The 19810-nt window shown below is 57.2% G+C and carries 15 protein-coding genes, 1 tRNA gene and 1 pseudogene; 14 read left to right on the top strand and 3 right to left on the bottom strand.

The genetic code is table 11. The features are described 5' to 3' along the window. Positions 1 to 86: 86 nt before the first annotated feature. From apaG to ACRER8_RS23570, 7 genes are all read left to right on the top strand, one after another. Positions 87 to 467: a Co2+/Mg2+ efflux protein ApaG gene (apaG, locus tag ACRER8_RS23600; RefSeq protein ID WP_431748591.1), complete on the top strand. Its 381-nt coding sequence runs from the start codon at positions 87 to 89 to the stop codon at positions 465 to 467. Then, positions 467 to 1348: a symmetrical bis(5'-nucleosyl)-tetraphosphatase gene (locus ACRER8_RS23595; protein WP_431748590.1), complete on the top strand. Its 882-nt coding sequence runs from the start codon at positions 467 to 469 to the stop codon at positions 1346 to 1348. The genes apaG and ACRER8_RS23595 overlap by 1 nt, the downstream gene beginning before the upstream one ends. A gap of 56 nt (positions 1349 to 1404) precedes the next feature. Continuing rightward, complete coding sequence (glpE, locus tag ACRER8_RS23590) at positions 1405 to 1725, top strand: thiosulfate sulfurtransferase GlpE (RefSeq protein ID WP_431748589.1); 321 nt, start codon at positions 1405 to 1407, stop codon at positions 1723 to 1725. A 287-nt stretch (positions 1726 to 2012) separates the two neighbouring features. Beyond that, on the top strand, positions 2013 to 3935 hold the full coding sequence (locus ACRER8_RS23585) for a PrkA family serine protein kinase (RefSeq protein WP_062385212.1): 1923 nt from the start codon (positions 2013 to 2015) through the stop codon (positions 3933 to 3935). 117 nt (positions 3936 to 4052) lie between these two features. Further along, complete coding sequence (locus tag ACRER8_RS23580) at positions 4053 to 5324, top strand: YeaH/YhbH family protein (RefSeq protein WP_431748588.1); 1272 nt, start codon at positions 4053 to 4055, stop codon at positions 5322 to 5324. Next, positions 5321 to 6883 carry a SpoVR family protein gene (locus ACRER8_RS23575; RefSeq protein ID WP_431748587.1) on the top strand — a complete coding sequence of 521 codons (1563 nt, stop codon included), beginning with the start codon at positions 5321 to 5323 and terminating at the stop codon, positions 6881 to 6883. Before ACRER8_RS23580 ends, ACRER8_RS23575 begins: the two co-directional genes overlap by 4 nt. 82 nt (positions 6884 to 6965) lie before the next feature. Continuing rightward, positions 6966 to 8195 (top strand): multifunctional CCA addition/repair protein, encoded by a 1230-nt coding sequence (locus tag ACRER8_RS23570; protein WP_431748586.1) that lies wholly within the window; start codon positions 6966 to 6968, stop codon positions 8193 to 8195. A gap of 278 nt (positions 8196 to 8473) precedes the next feature. Here ACRER8_RS23570 and folK read toward each other — a convergent pair whose 3' ends face one another. Together folK and folB are read right to left on the bottom strand one after the other, a co-directional pair. After that, the gene (gene folK / locus ACRER8_RS23565; protein WP_431748585.1) at positions 8474 to 9001 is read right to left on the bottom strand and encodes a 2-amino-4-hydroxy-6-hydroxymethyldihydropteridine diphosphokinase; all 528 of its coding nucleotides are present in this window, start codon (positions 8999 to 9001) and stop codon (positions 8474 to 8476) included. Then, the gene (gene folB, locus ACRER8_RS23560; RefSeq protein ID WP_431748584.1) at positions 8992 to 9345 is read right to left on the bottom strand and encodes a dihydroneopterin aldolase; all 354 of its coding nucleotides are present in this window, start codon (positions 9343 to 9345) and stop codon (positions 8992 to 8994) included. The genes folK and folB overlap by 10 nt, the downstream gene beginning before the upstream one ends. 74 nt (positions 9346 to 9419) lie before the next feature. On the opposite strand from folB, the gene plsY reads away from it, so the two are divergent. Beyond that, on the top strand, positions 9420 to 9989 hold the full coding sequence (gene plsY / locus ACRER8_RS23555; protein WP_431748583.1) for a glycerol-3-phosphate 1-O-acyltransferase PlsY: 570 nt from the start codon (positions 9420 to 9422) through the stop codon (positions 9987 to 9989). 56 nt (positions 9990 to 10045) lie between these two features. Here the strand turns inward: plsY and tsaD are convergent, their stop codons facing one another. Then, positions 10046 to 11071: a tRNA (adenosine(37)-N6)-threonylcarbamoyltransferase complex transferase subunit TsaD gene (gene tsaD / locus ACRER8_RS23550; RefSeq protein WP_431748621.1), complete on the bottom strand. Its 1026-nt coding sequence runs from the start codon at positions 11069 to 11071 to the stop codon at positions 10046 to 10048. Positions 11072 to 11266: 195 nt separating this feature from the next. On the opposite strand from tsaD, the gene rpsU reads away from it, so the two are divergent. From rpsU to ACRER8_RS23520, 6 genes and pseudogenes are all read left to right on the top strand, one after another. After that, complete coding sequence (gene rpsU / locus ACRER8_RS23545; RefSeq protein ID WP_110951580.1) at positions 11267 to 11482, top strand: 30S ribosomal protein S21; 216 nt, start codon at positions 11267 to 11269, stop codon at positions 11480 to 11482. Between the two features lie 245 nt (positions 11483 to 11727). Further along, on the top strand, positions 11728 to 13698 hold the full coding sequence (dnaG, locus tag ACRER8_RS23540; RefSeq protein WP_431748582.1) for a DNA primase: 1971 nt from the start codon (positions 11728 to 11730) through the stop codon (positions 13696 to 13698). A gap of 67 nt (positions 13699 to 13765) precedes the next feature. Further along, a complete protein-coding gene (gene rpoD / locus ACRER8_RS23535; RefSeq protein WP_431748581.1) occupies positions 13766 to 15613 on the top strand; it encodes an RNA polymerase sigma factor RpoD in 1848 nt (615 codons plus the stop codon). 426 nt (positions 15614 to 16039) lie between these two features. Next, positions 16040 to 18997: pseudogene (locus ACRER8_RS23530) on the top strand (sensor domain-containing protein); the annotation flags it as partial. Between the two features lie 16 nt (positions 18998 to 19013). Further along, positions 19014 to 19090, top strand: a tRNA-Ile gene (locus ACRER8_RS23525). A gap of 114 nt (positions 19091 to 19204) precedes the next feature. Continuing rightward, positions 19205 to 19780: a YniB family protein gene (locus tag ACRER8_RS23520; RefSeq protein WP_431748580.1), complete on the top strand. Its 576-nt coding sequence runs from the start codon at positions 19205 to 19207 to the stop codon at positions 19778 to 19780. Positions 19781 to 19810 lie beyond the last annotated feature (30 nt).

The following is a 19810-nucleotide window of genomic DNA, read 5'->3' as shown; positions in this document are numbered from 1 at the left end:
ATTGGTTTTTTAAGCCTCATATGTCCTAGACTCTCTCTTCTCCGGGCTTTTCCGGCTTTTCCGCCCCCGCTTTTAAGGCCTCTTGCATGTCCGATCCTCGTTACCAGGTCGACGTCAGCGTCGTCCCCCGCTTTCTCCCAGAACAGTCACAACCTGAGCAGAACCGCTTTGCCTTCGCCTACACCGTTACGGTTCATAACAGTGGCGAGCTGGCGGCCAAGCTCTTGTCGCGACACTGGGTGATCACAGACGGAGACGGCAATGTCGAAGAAGTTCGCGGCGAAGGCGTCGTGGGTCAGCAACCACTGATTCAGGCGGGACAGAGCCACACTTACAGCAGCGGCACGGTCATGACCACCAAGGTCGGTAACATGCAGGGCACATATCAAATGCTCGCCGAAGACGGCAAACGCTTCGAGGCGATCATCGCTCCGTTCCGACTGGCGGTGCCGGGGGCGCTTCACTGATGACGGTGTATGCAGTCGGCGACCTGCAAGGTTGCCTCGAGCCTCTGAAGTGTCTGTTGCAACGGGTGTCGTTCGATTCCACCAAAGACAAACTGTGGCTGGTGGGCGATCTGGTAAACCGGGGGCCTCAATCCCTGGCAACCCTGCGTTTTCTCTACGGCATGCGCGACTCCATCGTCTGCGTGCTCGGCAACCATGACCTGCATCTGCTCGCCGCTGGCCGCAACATCGAGCGCCTGAAAAAAGGCGACACCCTTCGGGAAATCATCGAAGCCCCCGACGCCAATGAGCTGCTCGAATGGCTGCGGCAGCAGAAATTAATGCATTACGACGCCGAGCGCGACATCGCCCTTGTGCACGCTGGCATCCCGCCGCAATGGACGCTGAAAAAAGCCCTGCGTTGCGCCGAGGAAGTCGAGGGAGCGCTGCGCGATGACAACCTGTTCGAACCATTTCTCGACGGCATGTACGGTAACGAGCCAGCCAAGTGGGACAAGGATCTGCACGGCGTGACCCGCCTGCGCGTGATCACCAACTACTTTACTCGCATGCGCTTCTGCACCAGCGACGGCAAGCTGGACCTCAAGAGCAAGGAAGGTCTGGACAGCGCGCCGGCGGGGTACGCGCCGTGGTTCAGCCACAAGGATCGCAAGACCCGCGGCCTGAACATCATCTTCGGTCACTGGGCCGCGCTCGAAGGCCGCTGCAGCGAGCCGGGCGTCTATGCCCTCGACACCGGTTGCGTATGGGGCGGGGCGATGACAATGCTCAATGTCGACACGCGAGAGCTGATTCATTGCGATTGCAATGAGCAAGGCAACGTCGCCTCTAAAGAATCGGCTGACTCAACGGCCAACGACCGAACTTCTTTCCAGCGTTAGAATTGTTTCTTCCGTTCTCGACCGTACGAGAACTCTACGGCCCAGGAGCCCCCGCCATGACCGACTTCAAACGCATTCCGCCGGAGCAGGCCCAGGCCCTGCGCGAACAAGGCGCCGTGCTGGTCGACGTTCGCGATGCGCAAACGTTCGCCAGCAACCACATCCCGAACTCGCACCATCTGGACAACCACTCCATCGCTGATTTCATTCGCCAGGCCGACCTCGACAAACCGCTCGTCGTCCTCTGCTATCACGGCAACTCAAGTCAGAGCGCGGCGGCCTATCTTGTAGGTCAGGGCTTCTCCGAGGTCTACAGCATGGATGGCGGTTTCGAACTCTGGAAAAACACTTTCCCGGGCGAAACCGCGCAAGGCTGATCGAAAAATATTTTTTCGGTGCGCGAAGCCGCGTCCTATGCGGCCTCGCGCGTCCAACTGACGAATGGCTACCCCTCATTCACGCCCCTTCCTTCTTTCTGTGTGCGAATCCGAACTATCCTTAGCCTCAGGCCATCCGAATCAGGGGAGAGCCGGTACACCGGCGCGTGGGTCATCGGTAGCTACTTTTATGGTGTTTGGGGGGTAATGACCGCTGACTGATCAGCAGTCATCCAGCATCGACTGACGATCCGCCGCCGGCTCCACGTATCGAGCGAGGTGACGTCATGAGTATTTTTAGCCACTTCCAACAACGCTTTGAATCGACACGCCAGGAAGAGCTCTCGCTACAGGAGTACTTGGAGCTCTGCAAAACCGATCGCAGTGCATATGCCTCAGCCGCAGAACGTCTTCTGATGGCCATCGGCGAGCCTGAGTTGTTCGATACATCGACCAACTCCCGGCTGTCCAGGATCTTCTCCAACAAAGTCATTCGGCGTTATCCGGCGTTCGAAGACTTCCACGGCATGGAGGACTGCATCGAGCAAATCGTCTCGTACTTCCGCCACGCCGCTCAGGGTCTGGAAGAGAAGAAACAGATCCTTTATCTGCTCGGCCCTGTAGGCGGCGGTAAGTCGTCTCTGGCTGAAAAGCTCAAACAGCTCGTTGAAAAAATACCTTTCTACGCCATCAAGGGTTCGCCGGTTTTCGAGTCGCCCTTGGGCCTGTTCAAACCTACCGAAGACGGGACGATCCTCGAAGAGGACTACGGCATCCCGCGCCGCTACCTGAATACCATCATGTCGCCATGGGCGACCAAACGTCTGGCCGAGTTCGGGGGCGACATCAGCCAGTTCAAGGTGGTGAAACTCTATCCGTCGATCCTCAACCAGATCGCTGTTGCCAAGACCGAACCGGGCGACGAGAACAACCAGGACATCTCTGCTCTGGTAGGTAAAGTCGACATCCGCAAGCTGGAAGAATATCCACAGAACGACGCCGACGCTTACAGCTACTCTGGCGCGCTGTGCCGGGCCAACCAGGGCCTGATGGAATTCGTGGAGATGTTCAAGGCGCCGATCAAGGTCCTGCATCCGCTGCTCACCGCCACCCAGGAAGGTAACTACAACAGTACCGAAGGCCTGGGCGCGATCCCGTTCACCGGTATTCTGCTGGCCCACTCCAACGAATCGGAATGGCACAGCTTCCGCAACAACAAGAACAACGAAGCCTTCATCGACCGTATCTATATCGTGAAGGTGCCGTACTGCCTACGCGTCAGCGACGAAATCAAGATCTACGACAAGCTGTTATTCAACAGCTCGCTGGCCAAGGCGCACTGCGCGCCCGACACCCTGAAAATGCTCGCGCAGTTCACCGTTCTATCTCGTTTGAAAGAGCCGGAAAACTCGAACATCTACTCCAAGATGCGGGTTTACGACGGCGAGAACCTCAAGGATACCGACCCGAAAGCCAAGTCGATTCAAGAGTACCGCGACAGCGCGGGCGTCGATGAAGGCATGAACGGACTGTCGACCCGTTTCGCGTTCAAGATTCTCTCGAAGGTCTTCAACTTCGACCCGCACGAAGTCGCAGCCAACCCGGTACACCTGCTGTATGTGCTGGAGCAGCAAATCGAGCAAGAGCAGTTCCAGGCCGAAACCCGCGAGCGCTACCTGCGCTTCATCAAGGAGTACCTGGCGCCGCGCTACATCGAGTTCATCGGCAAGGAAATCCAGACGGCTTATCTGGAGTCCTACAGCGAGTACGGTCAGAACATCTTCGATCGCTACGTGCTGTACGCGGATTTCTGGATTCAGGATCAGGAATACCGTGATCCGGAAACCGGCGAAATCCTCAATCGCGTCGCCCTTAACGAAGAACTGGAAAAGATCGAAAAACCGGCTGGCATCAGTAATCCGAAGGATTTCCGCAACGAAATCGTCAACTTCGTATTGCGCGCCCGTGCCAATAACAATGGCAAGAATCCGACTTGGCTTAGCTACGAGAAGCTGCGTGTGGTCATCGAGAAGAAGATGTTCTCGAACACCGAGGATCTACTGCCAGTTATCAGCTTCAACGCCAAAGCGAGCAAAGAGGATCAGCAAAAACACAACGACTTCGTCACCCGGATGGTCGAGCGGGGTTACACCGACAAACAGGTACGTCTGCTGTCCGAGTGGTACCTGCGCGTCAGGAAGTCGCAATAAAGCAGCTGTGAGCTACAAGCTTCAAGCGGCAAGCTGAATGGGCCAGCGTCTGAATGCCTGACCAGGATCAGCTTGCAGCTTGTGGCTGTTTTTTTCTTGTAGCTGCCCGGAGGGCCTATGAGCTATGTGATCGACCGACGTCTCAATGGCAAGAACAAGAGCACGGTAAATCGGCAGCGCTTTCTGCGCCGTTACCGTGACCACATCAAAAAAGCAGTCGAAGAAGCAGTCAGCCGCCGCTCCATCACCGACATGGAGCATGGCGAACAGATCAGCATCCCCGGTCGCGATATCGACGAACCGGTGCTGCACCATGGGCGCGGCGGTAAACAGACCGTCGTCCACCCCGGCAACAAGGAATTCACCACCGGAGAACACATCGCCCGTCCACAAGGCGGTGCCGGTGGCAAGGGGCCTGGCAAGGCGAGCAACTCCGGCGAAGGCATGGACGAGTTCGTGTTTCAGATCACCCAGGAAGAATTCCTTGAATTCATGTTCGAGGACCTCGAACTTCCCAATCTGGTCAAACGCAACCTGACCGGCACCGACACCTTCAAGACCGTTCGCGCCGGCATCAGCAATGAAGGCAATCCTTCGCGTATCAACATCATTCGAACCTTGCGCTCGGCACATGCGCGACGCATCGCGCTGTCTGGCAGTAGCCGGGCCAAACTACGCGAGGTACTGGCAGAACTTGAACGCCTGAAGCGCGAAGAACCCGACAATTTCGGCGACATTCAAGAACTGGAGATCGAAGCCCAGCGTTTGCAGGCGCGGATCAAGCGTGTCCCCTATCTGGACACCTTCGACCTCAAGTACAACCTCTTGGTCAAGCAGCCCAACCCGAGCTCCAAGGCCGTCATGTTTTGCCTGATGGACGTCTCCGGCTCCATGACTCAGGCGACCAAGGATATCGCCAAACGCTTTTTCATCCTGCTCTACCTATTTCTGAAACGGAACTACGACAAGATCGAGGTCGTGTTCATCCGCCACCACACCAGCGCCCGCGAGGTCGACGAGGAAGAGTTTTTCTATTCTCGGGAAACCGGCGGCACCATTGTTTCCAGTGCATTGAAACTGATGCAGGAGATTATGGCTGAGCGTTACCCCACCAACGAGTGGAATATCTATGCGGCACAGGCTTCGGACGGTGACAACTGGAACGATGACTCGCCGATCTGCCGCGACATCCTGATCAAGCAGATCATGCCGTTCGTGCAGTACTACACTTACGTCGAAATTACCCCGCGCGAGCATCAGGCACTGTGGTTCGAATACGAACGGATCGGCGATGCCTTCGCTGACACGTTCGCCCAGCAGCAGCTGGTCTCTGCCGGTGATATCTATCCGGTATTCCGTGAACTCTTCCAGCGCAGGTTAGTGACATGACCGCTAGAGAGCAGAAGCGCCAACCCCTTTCCACGGGTTCAGAGTGGACGTTCGAACTGATCCAGGCGTACGACCGGGAGATCAGCCGCATCGCCGAGCGTTATGCCCTGGACACTTACCCCAATCAGATCGAGGTGATCACCGCCGAGCAAATGATGGACGCCTACGCGTCGGTCGGCATGCCGCTGGGCTATCACCACTGGTCCTACGGCAAGCACTTCCTCAGCACGGAAAAATCCTACTCACGCGGGCAGATGGGTCTGGCGTACGAAATCGTCATCAACTCAGATCCGTGCATCGCTTACCTGATGGAAGAAAACACCATTTGCATGCAGGCGCTGGTCGTTGCCCATGCGTGTTATGGCCATAACAGCTTCTTCAAAGGCAATTACCTGTTTCGCACCTGGACCGATGCCAGTTCGATCATCGATTACCTGGTGTTCGCCAAGCAGTTCATCATGCAGTGCGAAGAACGACACGGTATCGATGCCGTCGAGGACCTGCTCGACTCCTGCCATGCGCTGATGAATTACGGTGTGGACCGTTACAAACGCCCCTACCCTATCTCGGCGGAAGAAGAACGCCGTCGCATGAAGGACAGAGAAGAGCATCTGCAAAAGCAGATCAACGATCTATGGCGCACCATCCCGAAAAACGCCAGCAAGAACGACAAGGAGGACAACGCCCGCTTCCCTGCCGAACCACAGGAAAACATCCTCTATTTCATCGAAAAACATGCGCCGTTGCTCGAGCCCTGGCAGCGTGAAGTTGTACGTATCGTGCGCAAGATCGCCCAGTATTTCTATCCACAACGTCAGACGCAGGTCATGAACGAAGGCTGGGCGACCTTTTGGCATTACACCCTGATGAATGATCTGTACGACGAAGGGCTGGTAACTGATGGATTCATGCTCGAATTCTTGCAGTCCCACACCAGTGTCGTGTTCCAACCCGGTTTCGACAGCCCTTATTACAGCGGCATCAACCCGTATACCCTGGGTTTTGCCATGTATCAGGACATTCGGCGGATGTGCGAACACCCCACCGATGAAGACCGGCGTTGGTTCCCGGACCTGGCCGGCACTGATTGGCTCACTGCCGTGAAGTTTGCGATGAGCAGCTTCAAGGACGAAAGCTTCATCCTGCAATACCTGTCGCCCAAGGTGATCCGCGACCTCAAGCTGTTCAGCATTCTGGATGACGATCAAAAGGACGATCTGCTGGTTCCTGCAATCCATGACGAAACAGGCTACAGGACAATCCGGGAAACCCTCGCTGCGCAGTACAACTTGGGCAACCGCGAACCCAACGTGCAGATCTACAGCATCGACCGCCGTGGTGATCGCTCGCTGACGCTGCGCCATCAGCAGCATGACCGTAAACCGCTGGGCGATTCGACCGACGAAGTGCTCAAACACTTGCATCGGTTGTGGGGCTTCGACATTCATCTGGAGACGCTGCAAGGCGATCAGGTGATGAAAACCCACCATGTGCCACCGAGAAGCGAACACGCTGACAGTGAATATCCCCGGCTCGACCTGGCCGTCGTTCACCTATAGAAGCTAAAGCGGAACCTGACTAAAAATGCACCTCCGCAAGCGCGACGTAAGGTTTATCCTGTCGCGCTTACGGAGGTTTTTTATGCAGATCTATAAAGTCGGCGGCGCGGTTCGCGATCGTCTGCTTGGCAAACCGGTCGCAGACACCGATTGGGTCGTCGTTGGCGCGACAACCGATGAAATGCTAATCAAGGGCTATCGCCCGGTGGGCACGGACTTTCCGGTGTTTCTGCATCCGCTGACCGGCGAGGAATACGCGCTTGCCCGCACCGAACGCAAGACCGGGCGCGGCTATGGCGGATTCGTGTTTCATGCTGACCCAGACGTGACCCTCGAAGAAGACCTCATCCGTCGCGATCTGACGATCAATGCCATCGCCGAAGACAAAGAGGGTCATCTAACTGATCCCTTTCATGGTCAGCGCGATTTACAGGAACGCCTCTTGCGTCACGTTTCCCCGGCGTTCGCCGAAGATCCCCTTCGTGTGCTGCGTGTTGCGCGCTTTGCTGCCCGCTATGCCCCTGACGGTTTCATCATCGCCCCTGAAACACTGATGCTGATGCGCCAACTCAGCGCGTCGGGGGAACTGGAAGCCCTGACGCCAGAGCGCAGTTGGAAAGAAATTTCCCGCGCGTTGATGGAACAGGAGCCACAAGTATTCATCCAGGTTCTGCGCGAATGTGGCGCCCTCAAGGTGCTGATGCCGGAGATCGATGCGCTGTTTGGCGTGCCTCAACCCGAAGCCCATCATCCCGAAATCGACACTGGCCTGCATGTCCTCAGTGTTCTGCACCAGTCGGCGCTGCACCATCAGCCGCTCAGTGTTCGCTGGGCGTGCCTGCTGCATGATCTGGGCAAAGGGCTGACGCCGGAGCAAGAATGGCCACGGCATATCGCCCATGAGCAAAAGGGCCTGAAAGCCATCAAGGCCGTCAGCCTGCGTTTCAAGGTGCCAAGGGATTGCCTAGAACTGGCGCTGCTGGTCGGCCAATATCACACCCACGGGCATCGAGCGTTGGAATTGAAGCCGTCGACGCTGCTCGATCTGCTGCAAAGCTTCGACGTTTACCGCCGCCCTCAGCGTTTCGAAGAGTTCATCGTCGCCTGCGAAATGGACGCCCGGGGCCGCAAGGGGTTCGAGGATCGCAGTTATCCACAGGCCGAATACCTGCGCGGTGCGGCTGAAGCAGCCAGGCAAGTGGCCGTGCAGCCATTGCTGGACAAGGGTTACCAAGGGCAAGAGTTGGGCGAGGCGCTCAAGCGGGAACGGCTGGATACGCTGACGGTTTACAAGGCGTCGTATCAGGGTTGAACCCGATTACATTGGACGCCTGCTGACCTTGTGGGAGCGAATTCATTCGCGAGAAGCCAGTACGTCCGATAGATATCTATCAGACGCACCGCCGCATCGCGAATAAATACGCCTACGGTTTACAGGGCGTCGTATCAGGGTTGAACGAGGATACGGTGGACGCCTACTGACCTGTGGGAGCGAATTCATTCGCGAGGGGGACGTACATTCGACACAACTGTATCGTCTCATACACCTTTCGCGAATGAATTCGCTCCCACAGGGGATATCGTCGGCTGCTAAATTGCTGCCAACATCGAAATTGGCGTCAACTGCTCACCCCGCCACTCAAACCCGACCGGCCACAGCTTCTGGTCGATTTGCGCGTTTTCCCACAAACCGGCGAATGTCACGCCTACGTCTGGGTGCAGCTTATCGGGCGCAATCAGAGACAACGGCCACAGTACGAATGCATTCTTCAGAATCTCTGCGCGCGGCAGGATCAATCCATCGAAGTTGCCCACCTGATCGCCATACAACAGCACATCGATGTCCAGCGGCAAACCCTTGCGGTCGGGCGCATAACGACCGTTATCGGCCTCGATGAATTTCAGGCGACGGTCAAGTTCGATCAACGGCAGGTCCGTCAGTGCCGACACCACGAGATTGATGAACGGCCCACTCTTGATGCCCACCGGGTGACTCTCGAACACAGGCGAGCAGGACATGTCGGTAAGAAAACCGGCTAGCGCTTCAAGCCCGGCGCACAGGTGTCGATGCCGGTCGATATTGCTACCCAGGCCCAGAAAAATCCGTGTCAGCGGCATCCGCGCTCGATCTCCACGCCCACGCCCTTGGCCGCTGGCACAGCTCCGGGCTTCGTCAGTTTCAGATGCAGCCAGGGAATGTGGAATTCACTCATCAACACTTCGGCCAGACGCTCGGCGAAGGTCTCGACCAACTGGAATTGTGAAACCTCGGCAAAGGCCTGAATACGCGCGGAGACGCTGGCATAGTCGAGCGCCTTGCTCAGGTCGTCACCCGCCGCTGCCGGCCGATTGTCCCAGGCAAAACTCAGGTCCAGACGCAGGCACTGACGAATGCCGCGCTCCCAGTCGTAGGCTCCGATCACCGTATCGACCTCCAGACCCTCAATGAAAACTCTGTCCAAGCCTTTCTCTCCGCTGCACGACAAGGGCGCGATGCGCCGTTAGAATCAGAACATCCCTGCCCGGAATGGTTAGCATGTTTTGGTTACTGGCGATCCTCGCCTACCTGCTCGGCTCGCTGTCCTTCGCCATCCTGCTCAGCCGCATCACCGGCAGTCCAGATCCGCGCGCCAGTGGTTCGGGCAACGCCGGCGCCACTAACATGCTGCGTCTGGCCGGCAAGAAGCTCGCTATCCTGACCCTGATCGGCGACCTCTGCAAAGGGTTAATCCCGGTGCTGATCGCTGGCTGGACCGGACTCGACCCTCGCCAGCAAGCCTGGATTGGGCTATGCGCAGTGCTCGGCCATCTGTTTCCGCTGTATTTCCGTTTCCGGGGCGGCAAAGGTGTCGCTACCGCTGCCGGCATGCTGCTGGGCCTGTATGCCCCCGCCGCATTGCTGGCGATCGCCGCTTGGCTACTTACCTTCTACCTCACCCGCACCAGCTCCCTGGCCTCGCTGATCGCAACGCCTTTGACCTTGCCGTTGCTGGCCTGGCAGGAGCCTCGTGCGCTGTTGCCCATGAGCCTGTTGACCTTACTGATCGTCTGGCGCCATCGAGGCAATCTACGCGACCTGTTTGCGGGGCGCGAACGGCATTTCTGAATACAAAAGATGAAAAAGGCTCATTCGAGCCTTTTTTCATCAACCAAATCGCATCGTTAAAGACCCGGCAGCTGCTCCATCGGCCAGCGAGCCTGGACGCTGATGCTCAGACTCTCCTTCTGCCCCGCCTGCAGGCGCTGACACCCGGCAAATGCGATCATTGCACCGTTGTCGGTGCAGAACTCCGGCCGCGCGTAATACACATTGCCACCCAGCCCTGCGAGCATCTGCTCCAGCGAGTGACGCAAAGCCTTGTTCGCACTCACGCCCCCGGCAATGACCAGACGCTTGAGGCCGGTTTGCTTGAGTGCGCGCTTGCACTTGATGGTCAAAGTCTCCACCACCGCTTGCTGGAAGGCCAGCGCGATGTCGCAACGGGTTTGCTCGCCGTCGTCTCCAGCGCTTTGGCATTGCTGCCAGGTGTTCAGAGCGAAGGTTTTCAAGCCACTGAAACTGAAATCAAGGCCGGGGCGATCGGTCATAGGCCGCGGAAACGTAAAACGGCCCGACTCTCCGCTCAGCGCAAGGCGGGAAATCTCGGGGCCACCTGGATAGTTCAGGCCCATCATCTTCGCGGTCTTGTCGAAAGCTTCACCGGCTGCGTCGTCCAGCGTCTCGCCCAGAAGCTCATAAAGGCCAATGCCATCAACGCGAACCAACTGCGTGTGACCACCTGAAACCAACAAAGCGACGAACGGAAACTCGGGCGGCTGCTCTTCCAGCATAGGGGCCAACAGGTGGCCTTCCATGTGGTGAACACCAAGCGCGGGAATATCCCACGCGAAGGCCAGCGCCTGAGCACACGAAGCGCCGACCAACAGCGCACCTACCAGGCCGGGACCTGCGGTGTAAGCGATCGCGTCGATCTCGGTGGCAGCACAGTCGGCTTCGGCCAACACCTGACGAATCAGGGGCAGCATGCGCTTTACGTGATCGCGGGACGCAAGTTCCGGGACCACACCGCCGTAGACCCGGTGCAGGTCGATCTGGCTGAATAATGCATCGGCGAGCAGGCCACGTTCGCTGTCGTACAGCGCAACGCCGGTCTCGTCGCAGGAAGTTTCCAATCCCAGTACTAACATGGGGTACGCCTTGTAGAGGCTGATTTCGAAGGCGCGCATAATAGTCGCCGCTCATGCCTGCGACCAGCAGTTTTCGATCAGGGGCTTTGCATTCCTCGCGCCGAGGGGTTAACATCCGCAACCCTTAAAACCGGCGTACTCAGTGCAAGCGTTGTACGAGGCGTCGACCCCGGTAATGAATGAAGGTAGCTCTGGATGCCAGCCGTCAAAGTTAAAGAGAATGAACCCTTCGACGTAGCTCTGCGTCGTTTCAAGCGCTCCTGCGAGAAAGCCGGCACTCTGGCCGAAGTTCGTAGCCGCGAATTTTACGAGAAGCCAACTTCCAAGCGTAAGCGTATGGCAGCTGCTGCTGTTAAACGTCACGCGAAGAAAGTTCAGCGCGAACAGCGCCGCGCCGTTCGTCTGTATTAATACAGACGCTCGTCGCTAGCTTCTGCCTTGCCCGGCCCCAAAGCCGGGCTGTCGGCAGTTTCAGTTTTAGCATCAAGCAATACAGACAGAGGCTGTCGACGTCGCAGATGCGATAAGGCAAACCCTGTCGAACTCTTCCAGCCTGATTCAGGCAGCGTCGATCCGTCTACACTGACCAAGCAACCGTCGTTACGCTTTGGATTCGCCACGATCTTTCTGGCGGGGCGCCTGATGATGAGAACGCCATGGCCGGACTGATTCCCCAAGGTTTTATTGACGACCTTCTGAACCGCACCGACATCGTCGATGTTGTCAGCTCACGCGTTCAATTAAAGAAAACCGGCAAGAACTTCAGCGCCTGCTGTCCTTTTCACAAGGAAAAGACACCGTCGTTCAGCGTCAGTCCCGACAAGCAGTTTTATTACTGCTTCGGTTGTGGCGCGGGTGGCAATGCCCTCGGCTTCATCATGGACCACGACAACCTGGATTTCCCCCAGGCCGTCGAGGATCTGGCCAAAGCCGCTGGCATGGAAGTACCCCGCGAACAGGGTGTCAGAGGCCAAAAACCGAGGCAGCCCACGGATTCGCCGCTTTACCCGCTGCTGACCGCCGCCGCCGATTTTTACCGTGCCGCGCTGAAAAGCCATCCAACACGCAAATCCGCGGTGGACTACCTGAAAGGCCGTGGCTTATCAGGCGAGATTGCCCGCGATTTCGGCTTGGGGTTCGCTCCGCCCGGCTGGGACAATCTGTACAAGCACCTGAGCAGCGACACCCTTCAGCAAAAGGCAATGATCGATGCCGGCCTGTTGATCGAGAACGCCGAAACCGGCAAGCGCTACGATCGTTTCCGCGACCGGGTGATGTTCCCCATTCGCGACACACGAGGCCGGGTGATTGCCTTTGGCGGTCGCGTTCTGGGTGACGACAAACCGAAATACCTGAACTCTCCAGAGACACCGGTATTTCACAAGGGCCAAGAGCTTTATGGCCTGTTCGAGGCACGCAAATACAATCGCAACCTCGATGAAATCATCGTTGTCGAAGGCTATATGGACGTCATTGCGCTGGCTCAGCAGGGTTTGCGCAACGCCGTTGCAACACTGGGTACCGCCACCAGCGAAGAGCATCTGAAAAGACTGTTTCGCGTGGTGCCGAACGTGCTGTTCTGTTTCGACGGAGACCAGGCGGGCCGCAATGCCGCTTGGCGAGCGCTGGAGGCGACGCTTTCCAGCCTTCAGGATGGCCGCCGCGCCCGCTTTCTGTTTCTGCCCGAAGGCGAAGACCCGGATACGCTGGTTCGCGCTGAGGGAACCGATGCGTTCAAGGCCAGGATCAATCAGCACGCGCAACCGCTGGCCGACTACTTTTTCGAGCAGCTGACCAAAGAGGCGGACCCGCGCTCGCTGGAAGGCAAGGCGCACATGGTGACCCTGGCGGCGCCGCTGATCGAAAAAGTCCCGGGAGCCAACCTGCGTGAATTGATGCGTCGCCGGCTCAAGGAAATCACCGGGTTGGATACGGCAGCCGTGAATCAGTTGGTGCAGTCCGCTCCGGCTGAGGCACAACCGGTCTATGACCCGGGCTTCGACTACGATTCAGTGCCCGATTACGGCAATTACCAGCCGCATGACGGGTATGAACCGCAGCAGGAGTGGACGCCCAACACATCCGGCGGGCAACAGAAGAAGTGGGAGAAGAAACCCTGGGACAAAGGCAAGAAGTGGGACAAGAACGGGAAACGACCGGACCTTGAACCGCGTGCCCCGCGAACACCGGCAACCGTCGAACCCCCGACACTGACAGCGCTCAGGACCCTGCTGCATCATCCTGATCTGTCACAGAAGGTGGAAGATACCAGCCACTTCGCGGCCGAAGACAATGTTTACTCGCAACTGCTGGTGGCACTGCTCGAAGCACTGCAGAAAAACCCAAAGCTGCGATCCCTGCAGTTGATCGCTCGCTGGCATGGAACCGATCAGGGGCGATTATTACGACAACTAGCGGAAAAGGAATGGCTGATCTCGGCCGATAACCTTGAACAACAGTTTTTCGACACTATAACTAGCTTGTCCGCTCGCCAACGCGAGCGAAGCCTGGATCAATTGATCAGGAAGGAACGGCAGACCGGGCTGAGTGCTGAGGAAAAAGTTCAGCTACTCAACCTGTTAAATCGCAAAGTTCCTGCACAAACCCCGACCTCAACTGGCGCGTGAGGTCCGAGCTCGGGTATAATCCTCGGCTTGTTTTTTGCCCGCCAAGACCTTCAGTGGATAGGGTGTTATGTCCGGAAAAGCGCAACAGCAGTCTCGCCTCAAAGAGTTGATCAGCCGTGGTCGTGAGCAGGGTTACCTGACTTACGCGGAGGTCAACGACCACCTGCCGGAGGATATTTCAGATCCGGAACAGGTGGAAGACATCATCCGCATGATTAACGACATGGGGATCAACGTATTCGAGAGTGCTCCGGATGCGGACGCCCTTCTGTTGGCCGAAGCTGACACCGACGAAGCGGCCGCTGAAGAAGCAGCCGCAGCGTTGGCGGCAGTCGAAACCGACATCGGTCGCACGACCGACCCTGTGCGCATGTATATGCGTGAAATGGGTACGGTCGAGCTTCTGACACGCGAAGGCGAAATCGAAATCGCCAAGCGTATCGAGGAAGGCATCCGTGAAGTGATGGGCGCAATCGCGCACTTCCCTGGTACGGTCGAGCACATTCTCTCCGAATACACCCGCGTTACCACCGAAGGTGGTCGCCTGTCCGACGTTCTGAGCGGTTATATCGATCCGGACGACGGCATCGCGCCGCCAGCCGAGGTACCGCCACCGATCGATCAGAAAGCCGAAAAGGCTGAAGCCGCTGACGATGACGACGAAGAGTCTGCCGATGGCGACGACGAGGAAGAGACCGAAAGCGGTCCTGATCCGGTCGTTGCGGCGCAGCGCTTCGGTGCGGTCTCCGATCAGATGGCGATTGCCCTCAAGACCTTGAAGAAGCACGGTCGTGGCAGCAAACAGGCTCATCAGGAGCTTCTGGCTCTGGCTGAACTGTTCATGCCGATCAAACTGGTTCCAAAACAGTTTGAAGGTCTGGTCGAACGCGTTCGCAGCGCCCTGGAGCGTCTGCGTGCACAAGAACGCGCCATCATGCAGCTGTGTGTGCGTGATGCGCGGATGCCGCGTGCCGACTTCCTGCGTCAGTTCCCGGGCAATGAAGTCGACCAGAGCTGGACCGATGCGCTGGCCAAAGGCAAGGGCAAATACGCCGAAGCCATTGGCCGCCTGCAGGCTGATATTCAACGTTGCCAGCAAAAGCTGTCCGCGTTGGAAGAAGAAACCGGTCTGACGGTGCTGGAAATCAAGGACATCAACCGTCGCATGTCGATCGGTGAGGCCAAGGCCCGCCGCGCGAAGAAAGAGATGGTTGAAGCCAACTTGCGTCTGGTGATCTCGATCGCCAAGAAGTACACCAACCGCGGCCTGCAATTCCTGGATCTGATTCAGGAAGGCAACATCGGTCTGATGAAGGCGGTGGACAAGTTCGAATATCGTCGTGGTTACAAGTTCTCGACCTATGCCACCTGGTGGATTCGTCAGGCGATCACTCGCTCGATCGCGGACCAGGCTCGCACCATCCGTATTCCGGTGCACATGATCGAGACGATCAACAAGCTCAACCGTATTTCCCGTCAGATGCTGCAGGAAATGGGTCGCGAACCGACGCCGGAAGAGCTGGGCGAACGCATGGAAATGCCTGAGGACAAGATCCGCAAGGTGTTGAAGATCGCCAAAGAGCCGATCTCCATGGAAACCCCGATCGGGGACGACGAAGATTCGCATCTGGGTGACTTCATCGAAGACTCGACCATGCAGTCGCCAATCGATGTGGCAACCGTTGAGAGCTTGAAAGAAGCTACGCGTGAAGTTCTCTCGGGTCTTACCGCCCGTGAAGCCAAGGTCTTGCGTATGCGCTTCGGTATCGACATGAATACTGACCACACCCTCGAGGAAGTCGGTAAGCAGTTCGATGTAACACGCGAGCGTATTCGTCAGATCGAAGCCAAGGCGTTGCGCAAGCTGCGCCACCCGACCAGAAGCGAACACTTGCGTTCGTTCCTGGACGAGTAAGCTAAACGCGTCAAAACAAGACCCCCGGCCCTGCCGGGGGTTTTGCGCTTCAGGGAACAAAAAAATTGGCAGTGTGCCACCCGCCCCAAGCACAGCTACACTCGAATCATTCCTAACGATGCGACTAAAGAGGCTGCCATGTTTTGGATGCCGGCCATTGCTTTCTTGTGCTTGATGGGGTCGACGACGGTCGACGCTCAGGTTCTTCCCAAAGAGGAAACGACCTGGCAGGGCATGCATGAGGGATCAATGCAGAGTACGGATACTGCATCGTCGGACATCGAACACCCAAGCGGGATCAGCGTTGCGGGAGGCTACCCTCCATATTTCGACAGCCGTTTCCCAGGGAATCTGGCCTATGCCGGTCCACCACAAGCAGATTCCGAGATCCCGGCGTCCCCATCTCGCATTTCCGAACCGGCCAAGTTCTGGTGGGACTTCCTGCTCTATGGGCTTCCGGGGCTGCTCCTGCTGTCGACGATTCTGGCGATAATGGTCCGAATCAATCGCCGCCTCAGCTCGGAAATTTCCCGTCGAGTGGCGCTGGAACAGGAGCTGCGCAGCAGCGAATACCATTACCGCGGCATGATCGAAAGTCTGTCGGCCATCGCGTGGGAAGCCAACACCCATGACTATTCGTACAACTATGTTTCTCCCCACGCCGAGAACCTGCTTGGCTATCCTCTCCACCAATGGCTCAAGCCCGGTTTCTGGCGCAGCCTTGTGCACCCTGCGGATCTGCAAGCTGCCGTAACCTACTGCGACGAACAAACAAAACTGGGCAACGATCACAGCGTCGATTATCGAGTCATCAGTGCCGACGGCCGCACATTGTGGATACGTGACATCGTTACGTTGATCAGTTACGGCCACGAACCGGTGATGCGCGGCCTCATGATCGACATCACCGAAGCCAAACAGACAGAAGAAGCACTGCGCCAATCCGAAGGGAAATTTGCCTCGGTATTCGCGCAATGTCCGGACATTCTAGTGATCGCCAGACTGTCCGACGGCTGCTTTCTGGAAGCGAACCAGGCATTCGTCGAGCAGATTGGCCTAAACCCCAGCGACATCATTGGCCGAACGCCGAGCGAACTGAACATCTGGGGCATTCCGGATATCGGCCCCAGCCTGCTGCAGCGCCTGCAAAAGGGCAGCATCCGTAACCTGGAAATGCCATTTCGGCGCAGTAACGGGCGAACGTTTACCGGCCTTTTGTCCGCCGAGCCTTTCGACCTGGACTCAATGCCTGCCGTAGTCGTAGTGGTGCGCGACATCACCCCGCTCAAGGAGGCTCAGCAGCAGTTGCAGTTGTCCGAGGAGAAATTCGCCAAGGCGTTCCACTCCTCTCCGGATGGCCTGCTCATCTCACGGCAAAGTGACGGATTGCTGGTGGAAATCAACGATGGGTTCAGCCGCATCACTGGCTATCACAGCTCGCTATCACTGGATCGCACAACGCTGGAACTTGGGATATGGGTGGACCTTAACGAGCGCCAACAGCTGCTGGAACAACTGAACCGCGATGGCTTCGTCAAAGACTTCACCAGTCATATCCGGCGTAGGGACGGGCAGATACGGTTGTGCGAAATCTCATCACGGCCGCTGCCCATCGGCGGTGAGGATTGCATGCTGACCATCGCCCGTGACATTACCGAACGCCAGCAGATGCAGGAAAAACTGCAGCTGGCTGCCACCGTTTTCGAGAGCACCGCCGAAGGCGTACTGATCACCGACACGCGTCAGCGCATCAACGCCGTCAACCGCGCGTTCAGTGAAATCACCGGCTACAGCGAGGGCGAAGCCATAGGCGAGACACCGCGCCTGTTGGCTTCGGGCTTACACGACAGCGCGTTTTACGCAGCCATGTGGTATCAGCTGACCGCAGAGGGCCATTGGCAGGGAGAAATCAGCAATCGCCGCAAGAACGGCGAGATTTACCCCAGCTGGCTGACGATCAGCGCGGTGCGCAACCGCGACAGGTTCATCACCCATTTCGTCGCTGTCTTCGCCGACATTTCGAGTCTCAAACAGGCCCAGGCGCGGCTCGATTATCAAGCGCACCACGACCCGCTGACCGGCCTGCCGAACCGCACACTGTTCGAAAGTCGCCTGCACGCAGCCCTTGTTCACAGCACGGAATCCCATAGTCTCGGCGCGGTACTGTTCCTCGATCTTGATCGCTTCAAGCACATCAACGACAGCCTTGGACATCCTGTCGGTGATCTGCTGCTAAAAGGCATCGCCCAACGTTTGAAAGAAAACGTGCGCGACATCGATACAGTCGCCCGACTGGGTGGTGACGAATTCATCATCCTGCTCCCAGGCCTGCAAACCGATAGAGACGCCGAAGCCATCGCCACCAAACTGCTGAACAGCTTCTCGGCCCCCTTCCAGGCGGGGGAGCATGAGTTCTTCATCAGCACCAGCATCGGCACCGCCCTGTTCCCCTCCGACGGCGCGGATGTCGCTACCCTTATCAAAAATGCCGACGCCGCCATGTACCGCTCCAAGGCAAAAGGCCGTAACCGCGTCGAAAGCTACACCCGCGACCTAACCGCCCAGGCCAGCGAGCGCATTGCGCTGGAGCACGAACTGCGGCGCGCCATTGAACGCGACGAATTCACTCTTTCCTACCAGCCCAAGATCAGTTTGCTGACACAACGACTGGTCGGGGCTGAAGCCCTTATCCGCTGGACCCACCCAACTTTCGGAGAAGTCCCACCTGAGCGGTTCATTCCTCTGGCAGAGGAAAACGGCATGATCTTGCAGATCGGCGAATGGGTACTGGAAAAAGCCTGTCAGCAACTCCATCAATGGAACCAGACCTACGACGTGTTCGGTTCGCTTTCAGTGAACCTGGCAGGCGCACAACTGCGCCAACCCAATCTGCTCAATCGCATCGAACAGCTGCTTAATCAATACCAACTACAGCCTGGATGCCTGCAGTTGGAAATCACCGAAAACTTCATTATGTCCCAGACCGAAGAAGCGCTTTCAGTGCTGCACCGCCTCAAAAAACTCGGTGTGCAACTGGCGATCGACGACTTCGGCACCGGCTATTCATCGCTCAGCTACCTTAAACGCCTGCCGCTGGACACCCTCAAGATCGACCAGTCATTCGTGCGCGGTCTGCCGGACGACCAGCACGACGCCGCTATCGCCCGTGCCATCATCGCGCTGGGTCGCAGCATGCAATTGACCGTTATCGCCGAAGGCGTGGAAACCCTCGAACAACAACAATTCCTTGCCGACGAAGGCTGCGAACAGATCCAGGGCTACATCGTCAGCCTGCCCCTGCGCCCCGAAGAATTCTGCTCGACGTTTCTTCGTATGACGGTTTCAGACTTTTCGGATAGCACAGCACGGAAACCGTCGTTATAATCCGCCGCCTGACTGAGGGCCTATAGCTCAGTTGGTTAGAGCAGAGGACTCATAATCCTTTGGTCCACGGTTCGAGTCCGTGTGGGCCCACCACCTCCAAAAGCCGCGCATTGCGCGGCTTTTTTATTGCTGAGGAGCCAAATCACCCTCATTGATCGCAGGATGCGAAAACATTGAAATTCTCAAAATCAAAGGAATAGGGACGACATGACGGTTTTGGAAGCAATAAAGAAAGCAACAAGGATGAAATGGTCGGGCTTGGTGGTCATGCTGCTCGGACTCACTCAATTAATGATGTTTTCAGTCCTGTTTATTTACGACCTTGGGGAGCAGCTCAAAGCCACGCCCCTTTCCGGCCTCGGATACCAACTGCAAAACCTCTGCCTGGTCGTATACCGACACACCAGTTTCCTGCAGCCATTGTGGGACGTAACTCCCCGAGTAGACGTGCACCAGCCTTTGAGCCCGGATATGTTGATGTTTATCGGAATCATGATCGTCATAGCCGCCGGCGCTTATATCAGGGGATGCGGGAAGCAGCTCTCGGATGATGTCGCCGCCATTAGAAAAAAAGCCCGAGACGAGCTGTGGTTACGATCCATGCTTCCAAAGGACCCAGCGGCCACTGTCATCAATCAACCAGCGAGCGTCACGGTGCTCACCTTGCAGATGCCGCCGGGTGAAGTGAAAAACTGGTGGGAGCGTCCTGCGGGGATTATTCTCGTCGGCTTGGCGACAACATACTTCGGAGCCTTCCTAACGAGAGTTTCCGGGCTGACCTGAGGATATATTCGCGACTTCGGCGGTCTGTAA

Source organism: Pseudomonas sp. (genome assembly GCF_050739935.1).
GTDB lineage: Bacteria > Pseudomonadota > Gammaproteobacteria > Pseudomonadales > Pseudomonadaceae > Aquipseudomonas.
Note: the sequence above shows the minus strand (reverse complement) of the source record. Positions and strands in the feature narration are given on the sequence as shown.

Coding starts and splice junctions, on each gene's coding strand:
- apaG (WP_431748591.1), top strand. CDS start 87: ATGTCCGATCCTCGTTACCAGGTCGACGTCAGCGTCGTCCCCCGCTTT.
- ACRER8_RS23595 (WP_431748590.1), top strand. CDS start 467: ATGACGGTGTATGCAGTCGGCGACCTGCAAGGTTGCCTCGAGCCTCTG.
- glpE (WP_431748589.1), top strand. CDS start 1,405: ATGACCGACTTCAAACGCATTCCGCCGGAGCAGGCCCAGGCCCTGCGC.
- ACRER8_RS23585 (WP_062385212.1), top strand. CDS start 2,013: ATGAGTATTTTTAGCCACTTCCAACAACGCTTTGAATCGACACGCCAG.
- ACRER8_RS23580 (WP_431748588.1), top strand. CDS start 4,053: ATGAGCTATGTGATCGACCGACGTCTCAATGGCAAGAACAAGAGCACG.
- ACRER8_RS23575 (WP_431748587.1), top strand. CDS start 5,321: ATGACCGCTAGAGAGCAGAAGCGCCAACCCCTTTCCACGGGTTCAGAG.
- ACRER8_RS23570 (WP_431748586.1), top strand. CDS start 6,966: ATGCAGATCTATAAAGTCGGCGGCGCGGTTCGCGATCGTCTGCTTGGC.
- folK (WP_431748585.1), bottom strand. CDS start 9,001: ATGCCGCTGACACGGATTTTTCTGGGCCTGGGTAGCAATATCGACCGG.
- plsY (WP_431748583.1), top strand. CDS start 9,420: ATGTTTTGGTTACTGGCGATCCTCGCCTACCTGCTCGGCTCGCTGTCC.
- tsaD (WP_431748621.1), bottom strand. CDS start 11,071: ATGTTAGTACTGGGATTGGAAACTTCCTGCGACGAGACCGGCGTTGCG.
- rpsU (WP_110951580.1), top strand. CDS start 11,267: ATGCCAGCCGTCAAAGTTAAAGAGAATGAACCCTTCGACGTAGCTCTG.
- dnaG (WP_431748582.1), top strand. CDS start 11,728: ATGGCCGGACTGATTCCCCAAGGTTTTATTGACGACCTTCTGAACCGC.
- rpoD (WP_431748581.1), top strand. CDS start 13,766: ATGTCCGGAAAAGCGCAACAGCAGTCTCGCCTCAAAGAGTTGATCAGC.
- ACRER8_RS23520 (WP_431748580.1), top strand. CDS start 19,205: ATGACGGTTTTGGAAGCAATAAAGAAAGCAACAAGGATGAAATGGTCG.